This window comes from Austwickia sp., assembly GCA_016699675.1.
Taxonomy (GTDB): Bacteria; Actinomycetota; Actinomycetes; order Actinomycetales; family Dermatophilaceae; genus Austwickia.
Genome location: CP064985.1, coordinates 2,401,582 through 2,417,101, shown reverse-complemented (window position 1 = coordinate 2,417,101; position 15,520 = coordinate 2,401,582). Strand labels below are relative to the sequence as shown.

At 70.2% G+C, this 15,520-nt stretch carries 12 protein-coding genes, 1 tRNA gene and 1 pseudogene; 4 read left to right on the top strand and 10 right to left on the bottom strand.

The window, feature by feature from the left end:
* Window positions 1-8 precede the first annotated feature (8 nt).
* Window positions 9-1,112, top strand: a complete 1,104-nt coding sequence (locus IPK37_11085; protein QQR99567.1) for an LPXTG cell wall anchor domain-containing protein — start codon at window positions 9-11, stop codon at window positions 1,110-1,112.
* Window positions 1,113-1,248: 136 nt separating this feature from the next.
* Here the strand turns inward: IPK37_11085 and purU are convergent, their stop codons facing one another.
* The 3 genes from purU to IPK37_11070 all read right to left on the bottom strand — a co-directional run bounded on the left by purU (window position 1,249) and on the right by IPK37_11070 (window position 4,216).
* A complete protein-coding gene (purU, locus tag IPK37_11080) occupies window positions 1,249-2,181 on the bottom strand; it encodes a formyltetrahydrofolate deformylase (protein QQR99566.1) in 933 nt (310 codons plus the stop codon).
* Between the two features lie 13 nt (window positions 2,182-2,194).
* On the bottom strand, window positions 2,195-3,463 hold the full coding sequence (ilvA, locus tag IPK37_11075; GenBank protein QQR99565.1) for a threonine ammonia-lyase IlvA: 1,269 nt from the start codon (window positions 3,461-3,463) through the stop codon (window positions 2,195-2,197).
* 99 nt (window positions 3,464-3,562) lie between these two features.
* Entirely contained in the window at window positions 3,563-4,216 is a 654-nt protein-coding gene (locus IPK37_11070; GenBank protein QQR99564.1) for a M15 family metallopeptidase, read from the bottom strand.
* Between the two features lie 343 nt (window positions 4,217-4,559).
* Between IPK37_11070 and IPK37_11065 the strand changes: the two genes are divergently transcribed.
* From IPK37_11065 to IPK37_11055, 3 genes are all read left to right on the top strand, one after another.
* Window positions 4,560-4,632: transfer RNA gene (locus IPK37_11065), tRNA-Lys, on the top strand.
* Between the two features lie 310 nt (window positions 4,633-4,942).
* The gene (locus IPK37_11060) at window positions 4,943-5,776 is read left to right on the top strand and encodes a VOC family protein (GenBank protein ID QQR99563.1); all 834 of its coding nucleotides are present in this window, start codon (window positions 4,943-4,945) and stop codon (window positions 5,774-5,776) included.
* A gap of 120 nt (window positions 5,777-5,896) precedes the next feature.
* Window positions 5,897-6,637 carry a carbon-nitrogen hydrolase family protein gene (locus tag IPK37_11055; GenBank protein QQR99562.1) on the top strand — a complete coding sequence of 247 codons (741 nt, stop codon included), beginning with the start codon at window positions 5,897-5,899 and terminating at the stop codon, window positions 6,635-6,637.
* 3 nt (window positions 6,638-6,640) lie between these two features.
* Here IPK37_11055 and IPK37_11050 read toward each other — a convergent pair whose 3' ends face one another.
* From IPK37_11050 to IPK37_11020, 7 genes and pseudogenes are all read right to left on the bottom strand, one after another.
* Window positions 6,641-7,804, bottom strand: a complete 1,164-nt coding sequence (locus IPK37_11050) for an aminotransferase class I/II-fold pyridoxal phosphate-dependent enzyme (GenBank protein ID QQR99561.1) — start codon at window positions 7,802-7,804, stop codon at window positions 6,641-6,643.
* Window positions 7,805-7,816: 12 nt separating this feature from the next.
* Window positions 7,817-9,420, bottom strand: a pseudogene (locus tag IPK37_11045) (sodium:solute symporter).
* 141 nt (window positions 9,421-9,561) lie between these two features.
* On the bottom strand, window positions 9,562-10,884 hold the full coding sequence (locus IPK37_11040; GenBank protein ID QQR99560.1) for a citrate transporter: 1,323 nt from the start codon (window positions 10,882-10,884) through the stop codon (window positions 9,562-9,564).
* A gap of 147 nt (window positions 10,885-11,031) precedes the next feature.
* A complete protein-coding gene (locus IPK37_11035) occupies window positions 11,032-11,700 on the bottom strand; it encodes a histidine phosphatase family protein (protein ID QQR99559.1) in 669 nt (222 codons plus the stop codon).
* A gap of 113 nt (window positions 11,701-11,813) precedes the next feature.
* Complete coding sequence (locus IPK37_11030) at window positions 11,814-12,455, bottom strand: TrkA family potassium uptake protein (GenBank protein ID QQS02822.1); 642 nt, start codon at window positions 12,453-12,455, stop codon at window positions 11,814-11,816.
* A gap of 25 nt (window positions 12,456-12,480) precedes the next feature.
* Complete coding sequence (locus IPK37_11025; GenBank protein QQS02821.1) at window positions 12,481-13,740, bottom strand: TrkH family potassium uptake protein; 1,260 nt, start codon at window positions 13,738-13,740, stop codon at window positions 12,481-12,483.
* 186 nt (window positions 13,741-13,926) lie between these two features.
* Entirely contained in the window at window positions 13,927-15,519 is a 1,593-nt protein-coding gene (locus IPK37_11020; GenBank protein QQR99558.1) for a phospholipase, read from the bottom strand.
* Window position 15,520: the final 1 nt, after the last annotated feature.

Here is a 15,520-nt window from a genome sequence, read left to right as displayed (position 1 = left end):
AATCCGCCATGTCCACGACCGCCGGGCTCGCCATGGCCGTCGTGGGCCTTGCCGGGGCTTCCGCACCCGCCTTCGCGGGAGAGGTCGCCCCGATCGCCGTGCCGCCCGCCAGCGCCGCGACGAACCACGCACCGATCACCCGGTCCACCACCAGCTTCGCGCCGGTGGCCGACGCTGCCGCGAAGGGGGCGGCGGCCAAGGCCACCGTCGCCGTCAAGGCCAACGACACCAAGCCGGCCGACACCAAGGCCGTCGTCACGAAGGCTGCCGACACCAAGCCCGTCGAGACCCCGAAGAACGTCCCGGGGAACGGCCAGCCGACCACCCAGACCGCGCCGAGCAACGAGCAGTCGGACGGCTGCGACCACGGCAACACCGGCAAGCCCTGCAAGGACGACCCGCAGGCTGACAAGGGCAAGGACTGCGACCTGCACGGCAACAGCGGTGGCGTCAACGAGGACCACTGCAAGGGCACCACGCCGGCGCCGGTACCGACCACGGAGGCACCGAAGCCCACCACCGAGACGCCCAAGCCCGGCACGGAGACGCCGAAGTCCGGCACGGAGACGCCGAAGCCCGGCACCGAGACACCCAAGCCCACGACCGGCCACGGCGAGGAGTCCGACGGCTGCGACCACGGCAACAGCGGCAAGCCCTGCAAGGACGACCCGCAGCCCGACAAGGGCAAGGACTGCGACGTGCACGGCAACCACGGTGGCGTCAACGAGGACCACTGCACGCCGGTGACCTCGCCCGCTCCGCCCGTGGAGACCCCGTGCCCCGAGGACGAGGCGACGGACCCGGAGTGCGAGGAGCCCACGGACCCGGAGTGCGAGGAGCCGACCGAGCCCAGCACGCCGCCCACCAAGCCCACCACTCCGGTCAAGCCGACCACTCCGGTCAAGCCGGTCAAGCCGGCTCCGGTCGCCCCGGTCAAGCCCGTGGTGACCCCTGCCGCGCCGGCTCCCGTCGCGGCCCACACCCCCGCGCAGTCGCCCAACCAGCTGCCGTACACCGGCGCGAACGCCGAGGCGACCGTCCTCCTCGGCGGCGCGCTGCTCGCCGGTGGCGCGACCCTGCTCCTGGTGGCCCGCCGCCGCGAGCAGAACTGAGCCGAGCCGGCCACCCGCCGGCCTGACTCGGGTGTATGACTCCCGCGCCGCCGTTTGCACGCCTCGCGCGTGCGGGCGGCGGCGCAGGTGCTCGAGCGGCGTCCCCGGAGCGCCCCGCAGAGACCGACGCAGCGGCTCAGGCCGGGAAGACGATCGTGGTCGCGCCGCGCATCATGACCCGGTCCTCGATGTGGGCCCGCACCGCGGAGGCGAGCACGCGGCGTTCGATGTCGCGGCCCTTGCGGACCAGGGTCTCCGGGCCGTCGCGGTGCGTGACCGGCTCGACGTCCTGGGCGATGATCGGTCCCTCGTCGAGGTCCGCGGTGACGTAATGGGCGGTGGCGCCGATGAGCTTGACGCCGCGCTCGTACGCCTGGTGGTAGGGCTTGGCCCCCTTGAACCCCGGCAGGAAGCTGTGGTGGATGTTGATGCAACGCCCGGCGAGCGCGGCGGTCATCTCCGGGGACAGGATCTGCATGTACCGCGCCAGCACCACCAGATCGACCCGCTCCTCCTCGACGAGCCGCAGGATCGCCTGCTCCTGGTCGGGCTTGGTCTGCGGGGTCACCGGCAGGTGATGGAAGGGGACGTCACCCAGGTCGCCGTACGTTTCCCGCGGGTGGTTGCTCACGATCGCCACCACGTCCATGGCGATCTCGCCGATGCGCACGCGGTAGAGCAGGTCCGCGAGGCAGTGGTCCTCCTTCGAGGACAGCAGGAGGGCGCGGGCGCGAGTCCCCGCCTCGCGCACCTTCCAATCGGCGCCGAGAGAGGTCATGACAGGATCCAGCGCCGTACGGAATCCCTTGTCCCCCAAGTCCGCCCGCACCGGACTGAACGTCATCCGCGCGAAGAACCGCCCCGAGCGGCGGTCGTCGAACTGCTGGCCGTCGGTGATGTCGCAGCCGAGTTGGGTGAGCGTGGTGGTCACCGCGGCGACGATGCCCGGGTGGTTCTCGCAGGAAAAGGCAAGGATGTACGTCGAGTGCACGGCAGGCCCTTGGGACGCGGGGACGGGTGAGAGGACGGGTGACGCGGGGACGGGTGACGACGGGACCGATGCGGGCATTCGCTGCTGCCGATCAGACGAGGAAGCGGTAGAAGGGACTGTCGGCGGGGATCCGCTCGACGACCATCCGTGAGGAGGCCATCCGCTCCAGGAGTCCGTCGAGGTCGCGCGGGTCGCCGAGCTCGATCCCGACGAGCGCCGGGCCGGTCTCCCGGTTGGAGCGCTTGACGTATTCGAACAAGGCGATGTCGTCGTCCGGGCCGAGGACGTCCTCGACGAAGCGGCGTAACGCGCCCGGTTCCTGCGGGAAGTTGACGAGGAAGTAGTGCTTGCGGCCCTCGCTGATGAGGGAGCGTTCCAGGACCTCGGCGTACCGGCTCACGTCGTTGTTCCCGCCGGAGAGGACCACGACCACGTCACTGCCGGGCGCGAGATTGAGCTCGCCGACCCGGTCGAGGAGCGCGGCCGAGGCGAGCGCGCCGGCGGGTTCGGCGATGACCCCGTCGGTCTGGTAGAGCTCCAGCATCTCGGTGCAGACCCGGCCCTCGTCGACGGCCACCAGATCTAGACCGAGGTCGCGGACGACGGCGTACGGCAGCTCCCCCACCCGGCGTACCGCCGCGCCGTCGACGAACGTCTCCAGCTCGGCGAGGGTGATGGGGCCGCCCGCGACCATGGCCGCCGCCATCGAGGCCGCACCCGCCGGCTCGGCCCCGACCACGCGGGTGTGCGGGTGACGGGCGGCGAGCCAGGTGGCGCAGCCGGCGATCATGCCGCCGCCGCCCACCGGGATCACCAGCAGATCAGGGTCGCGGCCGAGCTGCTGGAAGACCTCGATGGCCAGGGTGCCCTGCCCGGCGATCGTGTCGACGTGGTCGAACGCCGGCACGATGACCGCGCCCGTCGTGTCGGCATCGGAGCGCGCGGCGGCGTACGCGTCGTCGTACGTATCCCCCGTCACGATGAGGTCGGCGCGCCCCTGCCCCAGGGCCGCGATGCGGTCGCGCTTCTGGCGCGGCGTCGTGCGCGGCACGTAGATCCGGCCGCGCAGGCCGAGCCGGGCGCAGGCGAAGGCGACGCCCTGGGCGTGGTTGCCCGCACTGGCGCAGACCACGCCCCGGGCGGCGGCCTCCGGGCCGAGCTGAGCGATGAGGTTGTAGGCGCCGCGGAGCTTGTAGCTGCGCACCGGCTGCAGGTCCTCGCGCTTGACCCACACGTTGACCCCGGTGCGCTGGCTGAGGCGGTCGCTGCGCATCAGCGGCGTCTCGGCCACGATGCCCCGCAGCCGCACGTACGCCGCCTCGACATCGAGGGCGGTCGGTACGGCGGGGGAGGGCGTCACGCAGGCATTATCGCGCGTTCTGCTCAGCCTGCGGGACGGCGGTCTCGTGGGCCGAACCGGCCCGATGGCCTGCTCGTCGGCTCGGCGGCGAGCCTAGGCTCAGCCGCGATAGGTCTTGAGCCGGTTGAGGAAGAACGGGACCGACTCGATGGGCGCGACGTACTCGAAGTGCATCGTGTCCTTCTTGTTCGTGTAGTGCCCGCCCCAGTAGAAGCCGTGGTCGATCCACAGCTTGACGACGGCGGGCGGGATGTCGGACTGGAAGTAGGACGCCATCGGGTTCTCGTCCCAGTTCATGTCGATGGCGCGGCCGTAGGCGTGGTTGGAGACGTTGGCCGACCCGTCGATCATGCGGCAGCTGAACGCGCCGGTGAGGCCGCGGCGCAGGTCGTAGCCGTAGCGCTGCTCGGTGGCCCGCATCAGCGCCTGGAACAGCGGCGCCAGCTCCGTGCGGACCAGGATGCGGACGTCGCCGGAGGTGGCGGCCGCCAGCGGCACGTTCTCGCAGTGCGGGATGAGCTGGCCGTTGCGCTTGGTGACGTAGACGGTCGCCGCGTCATCGAAGCCGCCGGGATGCCAGACGTAGGGGCGGACGGGGCGCGGGTACGCCGACTGGGGGGCGGCCTGCGCGGCGGTCGAGGCCCCGATCGCCCCGGTTACGGCGAGGCCGGCGGTGAGGACGGTCGCGCCGAGGCGGGCGCCGATGCGCCGGGCGGGACGCGTGCGGGCATGACGAGATGAACTCTTGAACACAGCGGTGACTCCACTTCGGTGGGGTTGGCCAGGGATGACGCGCTCATGGTAAGCACCTGAATTCGCGTGCCTGACATCGACATTCGCTGTGCGTTCGTTCACCAGGTCTGGATTGGGCGGGTTCGGTACGGCGCCGTGTGTGGCTCCTGGTCGGTCCGCTGCGGTGCCCGGCCGGTCCCGGAACGTGCCCACGGGCGCGGTACGCCGGGCCGGGCGCCGCGTGGCCTAGGCTGGTCCGTGCTGCCGCGACGGGCGTCGCTCGGCGTCGGGGCAGCGGTACGTCGAGTGCACGCGCTGGCCGGATCCGTTCTCCGGCAGGGCTGATGGCCTGCAGCCGACGTACGGGGCCTTAGCTCAGTTGGCAGAGCAGCGGACTTTTAATCCGAAGCGCGTGGGTTCGAGCCCCACAGGCCCCACGGCGTTCGGCGTCCGGACTCGAGTTAAGTGACGCCCGTGGCGGACGATAGCATCACTTAAGTGCTTAAGTGATGCTATCTCAATTGCGATGAGCCAGTTTTGTGGGGTTACGGCCACTTGCGCATCTGGCACGCCGGCGGGGTCATCGAGCTGGACCTGGTGCCCCACGTAGCCGAGGTGACCGACCGCCTCGCAGCGCTGCTTGCGGCGGTCGACGGCGGCCGCTCGCGGTCCCACCCGGCGTACCCCTAGGCTCGGCGGGACCAGGCGTCACCGCACGCGAACTCCGCAACTGCGCAGGAGCCGTCCATGACCGAGGCAGAAGCCGCCAACTCGCCACAGGGCCGCCCCATCTGGCTTGACCTCATGACCCACGACGTCGAGGGCGCGAAGGCGTTCTACGGCGAGCTCTTCGGTTGGCGGTTCGCCGACCAGGGCGAGGACTTCGGGCACTACCACCTGATCAGCTGCGGGGATGGTCTGGTGGGCGGCCTGATGACGTCGTACATGAGCCCCGATGGCCCGACAACCGAGCCCTCCGGGCCGACCCTGTGGACCGTCTACCTGGAGACCGGCGACATGGACGCGGCCCTGGCGGCCGTTCCGGGCGCCGGCGGTCAGGTCGTGTTCGGCCCCATGGACATCCCCGGCCAGGGGCGGCAGGCCATGATCGTCGACGCCGCCGGCGCGCACGTGGGGCTCTGGCAGCCGCAGGGCATGGACGGTTTCGCCACGCCGCTGACGCCGGGCACCCCCGTCTGGTTCGAGCAGCTCAGCACCGACCTCGACGCGGCCATCCCGTTCTACCGCGACGTCCTCGGCTGGGAGATCTCCTGGATGGCAGGCTCGGCGGAGGAGCCCGGGCAGGGCTTCCGCTATGCCACCAACGGCGAGGGTCAGCACGCGGTCGCCGGCCTGTGCGACGCCTCGCAGATCCTGCCTCCCGGCGTACCGTCCTTCTGGCGGGCGTACGTCGGGGTGGCCGACGCCGATGCCACGGCGGCAAGAATTCGCGAACTCGGGGGTCAGGTGCACGATCAGCCGGCGGACTCGCCGTTCGGCCGGTTTGCCCAGGTCGCCGACCCGCAGGGCGCGATCTTCATGATCAACGAGGAGCCCAAGGTCGGCGGCGACGCCAGCTGATCCACGGCTGATCGACTGCTGAACCCCCGGCCGGGGTCGGGGGTTCAGCCGCGCCCGGGTCCGGCGCTGGTGCTTGCCCAACGAGCGCGGCTCGGGAGCGGTGAGAGTAGCGTCTCTGTCGTGACCACCGCACCGGCGCAGCGGTCCTTTCGGAGCCCCCTCCGCGTGGCCGTCGCCCAGCCCATCACCCGCCTGCGCGACCTGGCCGGCAACGTCGCGGCCCATGCCTCGACGGTCATCGGCGCCGCCGCCCGACTCGTCGTCTTCCCGGAGCTGTCGCTGACCGGATACAGCTACGACGCCCCGATCGTCGACCCGCGGTCCCCCGCGCTGGCGCCGCTGGTCGAAGCGTGCGCCGAGACCGGCTCGACCGCCCTGGCCGGGGCGCCGATCCGAGTGGGCAACCGGGACAGCGGGATCCGCGGCATCGGGGTGCTCGAAATCGACGGGCACGGCGTCCGCCCGGCGTACGTCAAGATGCACCTCGGCCGTCGCGAGTCCAAGCGGTTCGCCCCGGGGCGCTCCCCCGCGGCGATCCACGTGGACGGGTGGCGCGTCGGGGTCGGCGTCTGCAAGGACACCCGGACGAGTTCGCATCTCGCGGAGACGGCCGCGCTGGGCATCGACCTGTACGTCGCGGGCCATGTCCACGCACCCCACGAGGTGGACGAGGTCGCCTCGCGGGCGGCCCGCATCAGGGACCGCTACGCCGTACCGGTCGCCTTCGCGGACTTCGCCGGGCCGACGGGCGGTGGGTACGCCACCACCAGCGGGCGCTCCGCCATCTGGGACGTCGACGGGCGCATGCTGGCCAGCTGCACCCAGCAACCCGGCGACGTCGCCGTGGCCGTCCTCACCTAGGCCTCAGCCGCCGAACAGCGCCGTCCGACCGATGCGGTCGAAGGCCTCGTCGATGCGCTCCTGCGAGACGGTCATGGCCAGGCGCAGGTAGCCGTCGCAGCCCGCCCCCAACGCCACCCCCGGCAGCGTCAGCACGTGCGTCTCGTCGAAGATCCGGTCCGCCACCGCGACCGATCCCAGCCCGGTCGCCCGCACGTCCACCCACAGGTAGATCGACCCCTGCGGCTCCAGGCAGGTCATCCCCGGCGTCGCGATCACCCGCTCGTAGGCCCGCATGAGCCGAGACCGATACAGCTCCCGGATCGGCGGCTGAATCTCGTGCCGATGCCGCAACGCGTGCAGCGCCGCGCGCTGACTCACCGACGGGGCCGTGAAGACGTTGTTCTCGTTGACGTCCTTCATCGCCCGGATGACGGCCGGCGGCCCGAGCACGTACCCGATCCGCCACCCCGTCATCACGAAGTCCTTGGACAACGAGTTGATCGTGATGGTCCGCTCGGCCATGCCGGGGAGCGTGACGAAAGGTACGAACGGCTCGGCATAGCTGAACAGCGGATAGATCTCGTCCGCGATCACGATCAGGTCGTGCGCGACGGCCAGCTCCGCGATGGCCTGCTCGGTCCGGCGGGACAGGCAGGCGCCGGTGGGATTGGCGGGGGTGTTGAGGGTGATCGCGCGGGTCCGGTCCGTCAGCAGCGTCGCCAGGCGGGTCGGGTCGGGTTGGAAGCCGTCCTGCGCGTACGTCGGGAGCACGACGGGCACCCCACGGGCGAGCCGGATCTGATGCGGGTACGGCGTGAAGTACGGCTCGCAGATCACCACCTCGTCGCCGTCGTCGAGGATCGACTCCAGCACCAGCCACATGGCGTGGCACCCCGAGGTGGTGACCATGAGTCCGCCGGGCTCGGGGACGTAGCCGTACTCCGCCGCGTAGTAGGCGAGGATCTCGGCCCGCAGCTCCGGGTCGCCGTACGTGTCCGTGTAGTGGGTGTGCCCGGCGTGGGCGTCGGCCGCTGCGGCATCGATGATGCGGGCGTCCGTGGTGAGCTCGGGGTCGCCCAGGCTGAAGTTGATCGTGTCCGGGAAGCTGCGGGCCCTATCCACCGAGCTGGACATGGGCGTGCTGGCCATCCCGCGATAGCGGGACGACACGAGCCGGTCGCTCACGGCGCCGCGCCCTCAGCCCTGCGCCGGCAGCTCGGCCAGCTCCGCCTCGTCGACCCGCAGGTTGGGCACGATCTTGTGTCGGTCGGTGAGCGTGAACCCGACGTACGTGATCAGCCCGATGACCATCCCGACCATGATCGGGTAGTTGCCGCCGATGACCCACTTGGCGCCCTCGGCCGCGCCGAACTGCGCCGCGGCCGCGCCGGACTCGCCGAACCACATGGCCCCCGCCACGCCCAGGAAGCTCAGCGCCAGGGCCCACAGGCCGGCCCACGGGCTGACCCTGCGCAGGAAGAACGCCGCGATGACCGGGATGAACACGCAACCCGACAGGAAGCCGTAGGCGAGGTCCAGCGCCTTGAAGATGTCCTCGATGATCATGGCCAGGCCGATGACGACGATGCCGATGACGAAGGCGATGCCGCGGTTGATCCAGACGTCGCGGTCGGTCCCATGGCGCCGCTCGGCGCCACGGCGCCGGTCGGCGGCCAGGTCGCGCTCGACAGCCGAGGCGCTGAGCGCCGCCCGGTCGTCGGCGGCAGCGACCACGTCGGAGTCGCGCTGGCGCCGCACGAACCGCACGTAGAGGTCGTTGTAGACGACGGTGGAGCAGGCCAGGATCGTCCCGGAGGCCACGGACATCGCCGCCGCCATGGCGGCCGCGAGGAGGAGCCCGGCGAGTCCCTGGGGGAGGAACATCGTCACGCCCTCGTAGAAGGCCTGTCCGGTCTGCTTCTTGCCGAGCTGTACGCCGGCGGCGAGCACCGCCATTCCGAGGAGCACGGCCGCCAACCCGTAGACAATCGAGTAGACGCCCGCGAGGATCGTGCCGGTGCGGGCGACCTTCTCGTTGCGCGCGGTGAACATCCGCTGCCAGATGTCCTGCCCGATGACCAGCCCGGGGACGTAGAGCAGGATCCAATACAGGGTGCCGTCGAAGCCGTACGCGAACGGATCCCAGTGCCCGGCGGGCACGTGGTCGACGAGCCCGGACAGGCCGCCGATCTTGGGGCTGGCCAGCGCAAAGATCGGCACCAGGATGATGATGCCGAGCGTCTTGATGACGAACTGCACGATGTCGGTCAGGGTGACGGCCCACATGCCGCCCAGGAACGTGTACAGAACCACGACGGACCCGCCGACGAGCATCGCCAGCTTGACGTCCCAGCCGAAGACGCCCGCGAGGATGTCGCCGATAGCGATGACCTGCACGACCGTCAGTGCCACCGTGTAGATGATCGTGAGCACCGCACCCAGCACGCGGGCCGCGACCCCGTAATTGCGCTCGATGACCTCGTTGATCGACAGCGCCCGGAGCTTGGCCAGCTTGGAGCTGATCAGGACGCCGAGCAGGATGAGGCCCAGGCCCAGGCTGCCGCCGACCCAGAGGCCCGCGATCCCGTCGGCGTACCCCTTCTTGGCCCCACCGACGGTGACCGCACCACCGACACGGCCATCGCCGCCATGCAACCGAAGAACAACGGGAACCGCAGCCTGCGGCCGGCCAGGAGGTAGTCGTCGCGACCGCGCGCGAAGGTGACGGAGTAGACCCCGATGCCGATCATGACGAGGAAGTACAGCCCGATGATGCCGTAGTCCAGGGCGGAGAGCTTCATGCGGCCCAGAATCGCATACAGGATGTGCACAATACTGGCGAGTTAGCGAGCTCGGCTCGTCCGGTCGTTAAGTCGCGCCGGCCAAAGTTCGGGTTCACGTCCCGGGGGGACGCGACTCCCGCGTCCCCCCGGTCGACGGACTCAGAGTCGCACGCCCCCGAACGTCGCCGCGCAGATCAGGAAGATGACGAACGTGCCGATCGCCCATTTGGCCGAGGCCCGTTGCCAGGCACCCATGTCGACGCCCGTCAGGTGCAGCAGCAGGTAGATGAACCCGACCAACGGGCTGAGCAGGTGGAACGCCTGGCCCGTGGTGGAGGCCACGGCGATGTCCATCGTCGAGAAGCCGTAGCCCTCGCCGGTCTTGGCGAGGATCGGCAGGACCCCCAGATAGAAGGCGTCGTTCGACAGGGCGAACGTGCCCGGCACGGACGCCAGCGCCGTCACCAAACCCCAGTGGCTGCCCATCGAGGAGGGCACGGTGGTGGCCAACGCCTGCCCCATCGCCTCGGACATCTTCGACTCGTTGAGGATGCCCATGAAGATGCCGGCGGCCAGCACCATGATGATGACGTGCATGGCGTTGGCGCCGTGGATCTCGATGATCTCCCGCTGGTCGGACAGCTTGCGGTAGTTGGCCAGGAGGGCGATGGCGAAGCCGATCTCGAACAGGATGGCCGAGGACAGCTTCGGGATGATCCACATGCCGCCGAAGATCAGGAAGATCATCAGGATCGCCGTGAGCGCCAGGTTGAACCAGATGAGCTTCGGCCGCTTGAGCGCGTCGTGCTCGTTGTCACCCGAGGCCGGGGAGAGCTCGTGGATGTCGGCCTCGCTCAGGTGCACGATGCCCAGACGCTTGCGCTCGGCCAGCCCCCGCAGCACGGCCACGACGATCACCCACACGATGGCGAGCAGCATGCCGGGGAGGATGCGGCGCAGCAGTTCGCCCTCGTCGACCTTGAGGGCGGCGATGATGCGCGCCGTGGGGCCACCCCAGGGCAGCAGGTTCATGATCGAGTTGGCCAGGATGACGAGCACCGCGAGGTCCATCATCTTCATGCCCAGCTTGCGGTAGACGGGGATCATCGCCGAACACACGATCATCGTGGTCGTCGACCCGTCCCCGTCCACGGACACCGCGGCCGCGAGGATCGCCGTGCCGACGAGCACCTTCAGCGGATCGCCCTTGACGATGCGCAGGATGAAGTGCACCAACGGGTCGAAGAGGCCCACCGTGATCATCAGCCCGAAGTAGAGGATCGCGAAGAGCAACAAGAAGACCGTCGTCGCCACACCCTGCACGCCGGCCAGCGAGAACTTGCCGATGCTGTTCCCGAAGCCTGCCAACAAGGCGACCACGATCGGGGTGAGCACCAGGGCGGTGAACGGGGTCGTGCGCTTGGTCATGATCAACGCCAAGAAGGCGACGACGATGATCAGGCCCCACCAGGCGAGAGACATGGGGGCTCCTTATCCGTGACCCGGGCCGCTCTTGGAGACGAGCGGGTGGCCGGTGCCGAATCCGACGAGTACGGCTGGACAGTAGACCTGATCGGGGGGCGCGCAACAGGGGTAAGCGCCGATCCGCCGTCGCGTCGGGTCAGAGCGTTAGTGCTTCGTCTCGTACTCCGGGGCGCCGGTCGGGTCCTCGATCAACTCACCGTTCAGGTGTTCGCCGCCGACCGGGTGCTCGACCCAGCGGGTCATCTCCCAGCCGCCCGTCGGGTCGCCCTCGAGCACCACCATCCCGGTGTTGCGCAGCCAGTGCTTGGCCGCGTACTCCCAGTCGACGTTATGCGCCCGGGCTGCGGCGTACGCGCGGATCACCGCGCCGTGCGCGAGGATCACCACGTCGTTGTGGCCGGCCGCGGCGGCCTCGGCGACGACGCCGTCACACCTGGCCATCACCTCGCGGCCCGACTCCCCGCCCGGCATCCGGCGGTCGAGCTGCTCCGGCCAGGAGAAGACCACGTCGACGTAGGTGCGCATGGCGTCCTCGTCCGTGCGCATCTCCAGGTCGCCCGCGGCGATCTCCCGGAAACCCGGTCGCACGATCAGCTGCAGGCCGCGGGCCGACGCCAGCGGCTCGGCGGTCTGCTGGGTCCGCACCAGGGTGCTGGCGACGATGGCGTCGATGGACTCGCCGGCCAGCGCGTCCGGCAAGGCGGCGGCCTGGGCGCGGCCAAGGTCCGTCAGGTCGGCCCCGGGGACCGCGGTGTCGAGGGCGTGCAGGACGTTCGAGGGGGTCTGGCCGTGGCGGATCATCAGCAGACGCATGGCCTCATTGTCCCATGTCACGAGCGGTGTTCGAGGCCGCTGCTCGGCCGCCTCGGCGTCGCCACTGCCCATCGTGAACGGCGCGTGAGCGGCCTGCGAACTCGGCCCGTCCGTCAGGTGGCGGAGAGCTGGCTGAAGAGCTCCACGTCCGAGACCGAGCCGGTGACCAACAGCTCGTCGCCGCGATGGACGACCGTGTCGTGGTCTGCGTAGGTGTAGGGCTGCCCGGGCGCCTTCACCCCGACGATGGTCACCCGGTGCTTCTGGCGCACTCCCGAATCCCCGAGCGGTATGTCCCAGGTCAACGCGGGGGACGGGATGCGAGCCAGGGCGTACCCGTCGAACTCGATGTAGTCCCGCACCGAGGAGACGATCATGTGCGCGACCCGCTCACCCATCTCTCGGTCGGGATAGATCACGTGGTGAGCGCCGACCCGTTCAAGGATGGAGCCGTGCTTGGCGGTGATCGCCTTGGCCCAGATGTCCTTGACGCCCAGCTCGGCCAGCGCAAGGACGGTGAGCACGCTGGCCTCGATGTCGCTGCCGATCGCGACCACGGCCCGGTCGAAGTCCCGGACCCCGAGCTGGCGCAGGGCGTCCTCGTTGGTCGTGTCCGCCTGGACGACGTGGGTCAGCTCCGCCGCCCAGCGCTGCACCAGGTCATGGCTCTCGTCGACGGCGAGCACCTCCTTGCCCATCGCGACCAAGGCGAGGGCGACGGCCGAGCCGAATCTGCCCAAGCCGATGACGAGGATGCTCTGCGGGGTGCGCCGCTGGACCTTAGCCGACAATGGGGTGCGTCTCCGGATAGTGGTGGTACCGCTTGCGGGTGCGCAACGCGAGGGCGGACGCCAGCGTAATCGTGCCAACCCGGCCCACGAACATCAACGCCATGATGACGAGTTGAGCGGGCACCGAAAGGTGGGGCGTGATCCCCGTGGACAACCCGACCGTGGCAAACGCCGAGACCGCCTCGAAGACGACGGCGTCCAGCGGCAGGCCGGTCAGAACCACCACCGCGATCGTGCCCATCGTCACCGACCCCACGCCCAGCAGCGCTACCGAGACCGCCTGTCGCTGGGCTTGCGCGTCGATGCGGCGGTGTCCGACCACAACGTCGTCCTCGCCGCGGGCCTCAGCCAAGATGAGGAACCCGAGCAGGAAGAACGTCGTCACCTTGATCCCGCCCGCCGTACCGGCGCTGCCGCCGCCGACAAACATCAGCACCAAGGTGATGACCAGGGTCGCGCTCGTGATGGCGCCGTAGTCGATGGAGTTGAACCCGGCAGTCCGGGCCACGACCGACCCGGTGGTGGCAGCCAGCAGCTTGTCGCCCACCCCCAAGCCGGCCATCGTGCGCGGGTTACCCCACTCGAACGCGAGATAGGCCAGCGTGCCCAGCACGAGCAACAACGCGGTCCCGCCGATCGTGATGCGGGTGTGCACGGTCCACTCGCTGGGCCGGCGCCAGCGTTTGAGCAGCTCGAAGTACACCGGGTAGCCGATCCCGCCGGCGACGATGGCCGCGCAGATCGGCAGGCAGATGTAGGGATCGCCGACGAAGCCGACGAGATTCGTGCTGTACAGCGCGAATCCCGCGTTGTTGAACGCCGACACCGCATGGAACACGCCGTGCCAGAGGGCGGTGCCCACGTCGTCGTCGTAGGCCAGCCGAAACCGGACGGTCAGCGCCAACGCCACGACCCCCTCGGCGAGGAGCATCCGGACGGCGATGCGCTGGATCAGTCGCGTGACGCTGCCGCCCACGTCGAAAGCGTGCGTCTCGGCCCGCGCGCGCAGCGCTCCGGCGACCCCGAGTCGACCCCGGATCAGCAGGGAGAGCAGCGTGGCCAGGGTCATGATCCCGAAGCCCCCTACCTGGATGAGGAGCAGGATGACGACCTGGCCGAACGGCGTCCAGTAGGTCGAGGTGTCCACCGTCGACAGACCCGTGACGCACACGGCGGAGACCGTAGTGAAGGTCGCCACCATCAGGTCTGCCGACCTGTCGGCATGCGAGATCGGCAACAGCAGCAGCATGCTCCCGATGACGATGGCGCCCAGGAACGACAGCGGCACAAGGCGCACCGGGTGCAGCAGCGCCTCCGAGACGCGGCGGTCTGCCGTGTCCCGGTGGCCCCTGAGATCCTTGGCCACCCCGCTTCCTCCCGTCGAGATCCGCCGTTCAGGCCACCCCCAGCATGTCCTCTCGACCGGCGCTCAAGGTCAGAAGGTGCGGGCCTTCTTCAACGCGCGGGGCCGGCCGTCGGGGTCGTAGATGTTCTCGTAGAGGGGCGTCGCCCAGGCCCGTTGGGCCCGGGTCAGCTCCGGTACGACGAGGTGGCGCAGCCGCCCGCGCGGTCGCGGCCCGACTCGGCCGCCGGCATGCCAGGCGTCCAGCGCGTCGGCGCAGGCGGCCATGACCCCGAAGACCTCACGCGGGTCGTTCAGGTCCGGGTCGCCCTCGGCCGCTGTCGTCGGTTCGGCCGCCGGATCGAGTCCCAGGTGCTCGCGCACGAGGCGGGTGCGCAGTCGTACGGCGTACTGCTGTGTCTCGTCGAAGACCGCGGCGGTGAGCTCCGAATCGTGGGTCCAACTGCGGCGGTTGAAGTTGTCGGAGCCGATCGTGGCCCACGCGTCGTCGGCGATGCACACCTTGGCGTGGACGTAGATGGGAATGCCGGCCTCGTTCTCGATGCCGTAGATCGCCACCCGATCCGGCGCCGCCTCGCGGATCTTGGTGATGGCGCGTTCCCGGCCCACCACATTGGGCGGCAGGCCGGTGGCGCTGTCATCGTCGGGGATGAGCGGGACGACGGCGACGACGTGCAGCTGTGGGTTCTCCTGCAGCATCGTGACGAAGTCGGCGGCGACCTCGTGGCTCCACAGGTACTGGTCCCCGATATAGATCAGCCGTTCCGCGCGGCGCAGCGCCTTGGCGTAGCCCCGCGCCACGCTCCGCTCCCCGTCGCGGGCGAAGTCGTAGCCCGACCATAGGTCCGGATAGGTACGCAGCAGCTGCACGACGTGGGCGCCGCACGCCGGCGGCGGCGGGGCCTGCGCGGGAAGGGGATCCGGCGTCTGGTCCTCGTGCGCGACCTTGCTCTCCAGCCAGCGGACCGGGTGGCGGGTCAGCGGGTTGGAGTCCTCCCAGCGCTCGCGGAAGACGGTCTCGACGTCATGCACGATGGGGCCGCGCAGCCGGACCTGCACGTCGTGCCACGGCGGCGTCGGGCCGAAGCTGGCCGACATCTGCTGCGGCTGCGGGTCGCCCAGGTGCCGCTCGTCGTCGCGGCGGCTGTGGCACAGGTCGATCCCGCCGACGTAGGCGACGTCCCGCTCGGGGGCGCCGGGGTGGCGCAGCACCACGAACTTCTGGTGGTGGCTGCCCATCGTGCGCACCCGCATGTCCCGCAGGCATTCCCCGCCGGCCTCCTCGATCTCCTCGCCGAGGTGGCGGGCCTCGTCCCCGGTGTAGCCGAACCGGTCCCAGTGGCTGCGCCAGATCAACCCCCGTACGTCGACGCCGCGGCGGGCCGCGTCCTCGAGGACCGTGGAGACCTCTGAGCCCGGCACGCCGAGCAGCCTCTCGTCGGGGTCGCCCCGCCAGTCGGTGAAGAACAGGTAGTCCCCCGGCCCCATCGCGCGGATTCCGGGCACGAGGTCGGCGAAGTACGTCGCGCCGTGGATCAGCGGGGTGGCCTCGTTGCCCTCGGCCCACGCGGCGTCCCCGCCGTGCACCCGACGTACCCGCTCGTCCAGCCGCGTGTCCGGGTTGCCGCGCTCGCTCGCGCTCAGGAACCAGTCCGCGGCCCCCACC